Source organism: Priestia megaterium (assembly GCF_046599315.1).
Lineage (GTDB): Bacteria > Bacillota > Bacilli > Bacillales > Bacillaceae_H > Priestia > Priestia megaterium_F.
This window is the reverse complement of sequence record NZ_JBKIKC010000017.1, coordinates 84639-90638: the sequence shown is the minus strand read 5'-3', so window position 1 is coordinate 90638 and position 6000 is coordinate 84639. Positions and strand designations below refer to the sequence as shown.

Annotated in this window: 9 tRNA genes and 3 rRNA genes; all 12 read right to left on the bottom strand. The window is 50.5% G+C overall.

Annotation, left to right across the window (positions count from 1 at the left end):
* Positions 1 to 5 precede the first annotated feature (5 nt).
* The 12 genes from ACLHDF_RS27725 to ACLHDF_RS27670 all read right to left on the bottom strand — a co-directional run bounded on the left by ACLHDF_RS27725 (position 6) and on the right by ACLHDF_RS27670 (position 5735).
* Positions 6 to 81, bottom strand: a tRNA-Ala gene (locus tag ACLHDF_RS27725).
* A gap of 5 nt (positions 82 to 86) precedes the next feature.
* Positions 87 to 163, bottom strand: a tRNA-Pro gene (locus ACLHDF_RS27720).
* Between the two features lie 4 nt (positions 164 to 167).
* Positions 168 to 244 (bottom strand) — tRNA-Arg (locus ACLHDF_RS27715).
* Positions 245 to 253: 9 nt separating this feature from the next.
* Positions 254 to 342, bottom strand: a tRNA-Leu gene (locus tag ACLHDF_RS27710).
* 14 nt (positions 343 to 356) lie between these two features.
* Positions 357 to 431: transfer RNA gene (locus tag ACLHDF_RS27705), tRNA-Gly, on the bottom strand.
* A gap of 23 nt (positions 432 to 454) precedes the next feature.
* A tRNA-Leu gene (locus tag ACLHDF_RS27700) sits at positions 455 to 536 on the bottom strand.
* 11 nt (positions 537 to 547) lie between these two features.
* Positions 548 to 623, bottom strand: a tRNA-Lys gene (locus tag ACLHDF_RS27695).
* Between the two features lie 8 nt (positions 624 to 631).
* Positions 632 to 708: transfer RNA gene (locus tag ACLHDF_RS27690), tRNA-Thr, on the bottom strand.
* An 11-nt stretch (positions 709 to 719) separates the two neighbouring features.
* Positions 720 to 795, bottom strand: a tRNA-Val gene (locus tag ACLHDF_RS27685).
* 9 nt (positions 796 to 804) lie between these two features.
* Positions 805 to 920, bottom strand: a 5S ribosomal RNA gene (gene rrf, locus ACLHDF_RS27680).
* 102 nt (positions 921 to 1022) lie between these two features.
* Positions 1023 to 3958 (bottom strand): 23S ribosomal RNA (locus ACLHDF_RS27675).
* Between the two features lie 225 nt (positions 3959 to 4183).
* A 16S ribosomal RNA gene (locus tag ACLHDF_RS27670) occupies positions 4184 to 5735 on the bottom strand.
* Together the 16S, 23S and 5S rRNA genes with 9 tRNA genes alongside form the textbook arrangement of a ribosomal RNA operon.
* Between the last annotated feature and the right edge of the window lie 265 nt (positions 5736 to 6000).

Genomic DNA, 6000 nt, shown 5'->3' with positions numbered 1-6000 from the left:
TTTAATGGTGGAGCCTAGCGGGATCGAACCGCTGACCTCCTGCGTGCAAGGCAGGCGCTCTCCCAGCTGAGCTAAGGCCCCATAAGTGGTCGGGAAGACAGGATTCGAACCTGCGACCCCTTGGTCCCAAACCAAGTGCTCTACCAAGCTGAGCTACTTCCCGTTTATGGCGCGCCCGAGAGGAGTCGAACCCCTAACCTTTTGATCCGTAGTCAAACGCTCTATCCAATTGAGCTACGGGCGCTTATTAAAATGGTGCCGAGGGCCGGACTTGAACCGGCACGGTAGTCACCTACCGCAGGATTTTAAGTCCTGTGTGTCTGCCAATTCCACCACCCCGGCAGGACTTATATATGTGGAGCGGAAGACGAGGTTCGAACTCGCGACCCCCACCTTGGCAAGGTGGTGTTCTACCACTGAACTACTTCCGCGCATATATGAAATTAAGTAAAGATGCGGGTGAAGGGACTTGAACCCCCACGTCATAAGACACTAGATCCTAAGTCTAGCGCGTCTGCCAATTCCGCCACACCCGCGTGTGAATAAATGGTGAGCCATGAAGGACTCGAACCTTCGACCCTCTGATTAAAAGTCAGATGCTCTACCAACTGAGCTAATGGCTCGAAAAAACTGGTGCCGGCAAGAGGACTTGAACCCCCAACCTACTGATTACAAGTCAGTTGCTCTACCAATTGAGCTACACCGTGCAAAAATAGTCGTGGTGGAGGATGACGGGATCGAACCGCCGACCCCCTGCTTGTAAGGCAGGTGCTCTCCCAGCTGAGCTAATCCTCCGATATATAAGCCTGGCAACGTCCTACTCTCACAGGGACAAAGTCCCAACTACCATTGGCGCTAAAGAGCTTAACTTCCGTGTTCGGTATGGGAACGGGTGTGACCTCTTCGCTATCGCCACCAGACATAGTATATTATACATGATTGAAAGCAAGACTTTTTTTGAAAAGTTTTGTTCTCTCAAAACTAGATAACAGTTCGCTGAGTAAAGCTTACGCTTTTAAAGTTTGGTTAAGTCCTCGATCGATTAGTATCAGTCAGCTACACATGTCGCCACGCTTCCACCTCTGACCTATCAACCTGATCATCTTTCAGGGATCTTACTAGCTTGCGCTATGGGAAATCTCATCTTGAGGGGGGCTTCATGCTTAGATGCTTTCAGCACTTATCCCGTCCACACATAGCTACCCAGCGATGCCTTTGGCAAGACAACTGGTACACCAGCGGTGTGTCCATCCCGGTCCTCTCGTACTAAGGACAGCTCCTCTCAAATTTCCTACGCCCACGACGGATAGGGACCGAACTGTCTCACGACGTTCTGAACCCAGCTCGCGTACCGCTTTAATGGGCGAACAGCCCAACCCTTGGGACCGACTACAGCCCCAGGATGCGATGAGCCGACATCGAGGTGCCAAACCTCCCCGTCGATGTGGACTCTTGGGGGAGATAAGCCTGTTATCCCCGGGGTAGCTTTTATCCGTTGAGCGATGGCCCTTCCATGCGGAACCACCGGATCACTAAGCCCGACTTTCGTCCCTGCTCGACTTGTAGGTCTCGCAGTCAAGCTCCCTTGTGCCTTTACACTCTACGAATGATTTCCAACCATTCTGAGGGAACCTTTGGGCGCCTCCGTTACATTTTAGGAGGCGACCGCCCCAGTCAAACTGCCCACCTGACACTGTCTCCCGGCCCGATTAGGGCCGCGGGTTAGAATTTCAATACAGCCAGGGTAGTATCCCACCGACGCCTCCACCGAAGCTAGCGCTCCGGCTTCTCAGGCTCCTACCTATCCTGTACAAGCTGTACCAAAATTCAATATCAGGCTACAGTAAAGCTCCACGGGGTCTTTCCGTCCTGTCGCGGGTAACCTGCATCTTCACAGGTACTATAATTTCACCGAGTCTCTCGTTGAGACAGTGCCCAGATCGTTACGCCTTTCGTGCGGGTCGGAACTTACCCGACAAGGAATTTCGCTACCTTAGGACCGTTATAGTTACGGCCGCCGTTTACTGGGGCTTCGATTCAGAGCTTCTCCCGAAGGATAACCCCTCCTCTTAACCTTCCAGCACCGGGCAGGCGTCAGCCCCTATACTTCGCCTTGCGGCTTCGCAGAGACCTGTGTTTTTGCTAAACAGTCGCCTGGGCCTATTCACTGCGGCTCTCTCGGGCTATACACCCTACCAGAGCACCCCTTCTCCCGAAGTTACGGGGTCATTTTGCCGAGTTCCTTAACGAGAGTTCTCTCGATCACCTTAGGATTCTCTCCTCGCCTACCTGTGTCGGTTTGCGGTACGGGCACCTCCCGCCTCGCTAGAGGCTTTTCTTGGCAGTGTGGAATCAGGAACTTCGGTACTATAGTTCCCTCGTCATCACAGCTCAGCCTTAATGATGAGCGGATTTGCCTACTCATCAGCCTAACTGCTTGAACGCGCATATCCAGCAGCGCGCTTACCCTATCCTACTGCGTCCCCCCATTACTCAAACGGCGGGGAGGTGGTACAGGAATATCAACCTGTTGGCCATCGCCTACGCTTTTCAGCCTCGGCTTAGGTCCCGACTAACCCTGAGCGGACGAGCCTTCCTCAGGAAACCTTAGGCATTCGGTGGACAAGATTCTCACTTGTCTTTCGCTACTCATACCGGCATTCTCACTTCTAAGCGCTCCACCAGTCCTTACGGTCTGACTTCGCTGCACTTAGAACGCTCTCCTACCACTGACATCTAAGATGTCAATCCACAGCTTCGGTGATACGTTTAGCCCCGGTACATTTTCGGCGCAGAGTCACTCGACCAGTGAGCTATTACGCACTCTTTAAATGGTGGCTGCTTCTAAGCCAACATCCTGGTTGTCTAAGCAACTCCACATCCTTTTCCACTTAACGTATACTTGGGGACCTTAGCTGGTGGTCTGGGCTGTTTCCCTTTTGACTACGGATCTTATCACTCGCAGTCTGACTCCCATGGATAAGTCTTTGGCATTCGGAGTTTGACTGAATTCGGTAACCCGTTGGGGGCCCCTAGTCCAATCAGTGCTCTACCTCCAAGACTCTTACAACATGAGGCTAGCCCTAAAGCTATTTCGGAGAGAACCAGCTATCTCCAGGTTCGATTGGAATTTCTCCGCTACCCACACCTCATCCCCGCACTTTTCAACGTGCGTGGGTTCGGGCCTCCATTCAGTGTTACCTGAACTTCACCCTGGACATGGGTAGATCACCTGGTTTCGGGTCTACAACCACATACTAAACGCCCTATTCAGACTCGCTTTCGCTACGGCTCCGCCTTATCGGCTTAACCTTGCATGGGATCGTAACTCGCCGGTTCATTCTACAAAAGGCACGCCATCACCCATTAACGGGCTCTGACTACTTGTAGGCACACGGTTTCAGGATCTCTTTCACTCCCCTTCCGGGGTGCTTTTCACCTTTCCCTCACGGTACTGGTTCACTATCGGTCACTAGGGAGTATTTAGCCTTGGGAGATGGTCCTCCCAGATTCCGACGGAATTTCACGTGTTCCGCCGTACTCAGGATCCACTCAAGAGGGAACGAAGTTTCAACTACAGGGTTGTTACCTTCTTTGACGGACCTTTCCAGGTCTCTTCATTTACTTCGTTCCTTTGTAACTCCGTATAGAGTGTCCTACAACCCCAAGAGGCAAGCCTCTTGGTTTGGGCTAATTCCGTTTCGCTCGCCGCTACTCAGGAAATCGCATTTGCTTTCTCTTCCTCCGGGTACTTAGATGTTTCAGTTCCCCGGGTCTGCCTTCAATATCCTATGTATTCAGATAAAGATACTGTTCCATTACGAACAGTGGGTTTCCCCATTCGGAAATCTCCGGATCAAAGCTCACTTACAGCTCCCCGAAGCATATCGGTGTTAGTCCCGTCCTTCATCGGCTCCTAGTGCCAAGGCATTCACCGTGCGCCCTTTCTAACTTAACCATTAGCGAATAAATGGTACAACATACTGTTGTGTTATTTATTGGTTTGATTAAAGAAAAGTTTCACTTTTCCTCAGCTATTACTGTTATCTAGTTTTCAAAGAACAATCGCAACCAAAATTCTTCTTATTAGATAAGAAGAAAGTAGTGTGCTTTCTATAATTGAGAGATTGAACTCTCAAAACTGAACAAAGTGTCAAAACGTACGTCTTATAAAAATCCTTAGAAAGGAGGTGATCCAGCCGCACCTTCCGATACGGCTACCTTGTTACGACTTCACCCCAATCATCTGTCCCACCTTAGGCGGCTAGCTCCTTACGGTTACTCCACCGACTTCGGGTGTTACAAACTCTCGTGGTGTGACGGGCGGTGTGTACAAGGCCCGGGAACGTATTCACCGCGGCATGCTGATCCGCGATTACTAGCGATTCCAGCTTCATGTAGGCGAGTTGCAGCCTACAATCCGAACTGAGAATGGTTTTATGGGATTGGCTTGACCTCGCGGTCTTGCAGCCCTTTGTACCATCCATTGTAGCACGTGTGTAGCCCAGGTCATAAGGGGCATGATGATTTGACGTCATCCCCACCTTCCTCCGGTTTGTCACCGGCAGTCACCTTAGAGTGCCCAACTTAATGCTGGCAACTAAGATCAAGGGTTGCGCTCGTTGCGGGACTTAACCCAACATCTCACGACACGAGCTGACGACAACCATGCACCACCTGTCACTCTGTCCCCCGAAGGGGAACGCTCTATCTCTAGAGTTGTCAGAGGATGTCAAGACCTGGTAAGGTTCTTCGCGTTGCTTCGAATTAAACCACATGCTCCACCGCTTGTGCGGGCCCCCGTCAATTCCTTTGAGTTTCAGTCTTGCGACCGTACTCCCCAGGCGGAGTGCTTAATGCGTTAGCTGCAGCACTAAAGGGCGGAAACCCTCTAACACTTAGCACTCATCGTTTACGGCGTGGACTACCAGGGTATCTAATCCTGTTTGCTCCCCACGCTTTCGCGCCTCAGCGTCAGTTACAGACCAAAAAGCCGCCTTCGCCACTGGTGTTCCTCCACATCTCTACGCATTTCACCGCTACACGTGGAATTCCGCTTTTCTCTTCTGCACTCAAGTTCCCCAGTTTCCAATGACCCTCCACGGTTGAGCCGTGGGCTTTCACATCAGACTTAAGAAACCGCCTGCGCGCGCTTTACGCCCAATAATTCCGGATAACGCTTGCCACCTACGTATTACCGCGGCTGCTGGCACGTAGTTAGCCGTGGCTTTCTGGTTAGGTACCGTCAAGGTACGAGCAGTTACTCTCGTACTTGTTCTTCCCTAACAACAGAGTTTTACGACCCGAAAGCCTTCATCACTCACGCGGCGTTGCTCCGTCAGACTTTCGTCCATTGCGGAAGATTCCCTACTGCTGCCTCCCGTAGGAGTCTGGGCCGTGTCTCAGTCCCAGTGTGGCCGATCACCCTCTCAGGTCGGCTATGCATCGTTGCCTTGGTGAGCCGTTACCTCACCAACTAGCTAATGCACCGCGGGCCCATCTGTAAGTGATAGCCGAAACCATCTTTCAATCATCTCCCATGAAGGAGAAGATCCTATCCGGTATTAGCTTCGGTTTCCCGAAGTTATCCCAGTCTTACAGGTAGGTTGCCCACGTGTTACTCACCCGTCCGCCGCTAACGTCATAGAAGCAAGCTTCTAATCAGTTCGCTCGACTTGCATGTATTAGGCACGCCGCCAGCGTTCATCCTGAGCCAGGATCAAACTCTCCGAAGAAATGTTTGACTTGCTCATATAAAATAAAAAAATTAACGTTGACGTTTGTCGCTTTGTTCAGTTTTCAAAGTTCAATCGTCGCTCTTGAACGACTTTATTATCTTATCAAGTTATCAACGTGATGTCAACAACTTTTTTAAAAATTATTTTTCCAGCTTCGTTGTTACTGTTGTGTCTCAACGACGCTTTATAATAATAAAATATATTCACTAAAAGGTCAATATATTTTCTGAAAAATATTTTATTTATTTCATTATACTCTTAG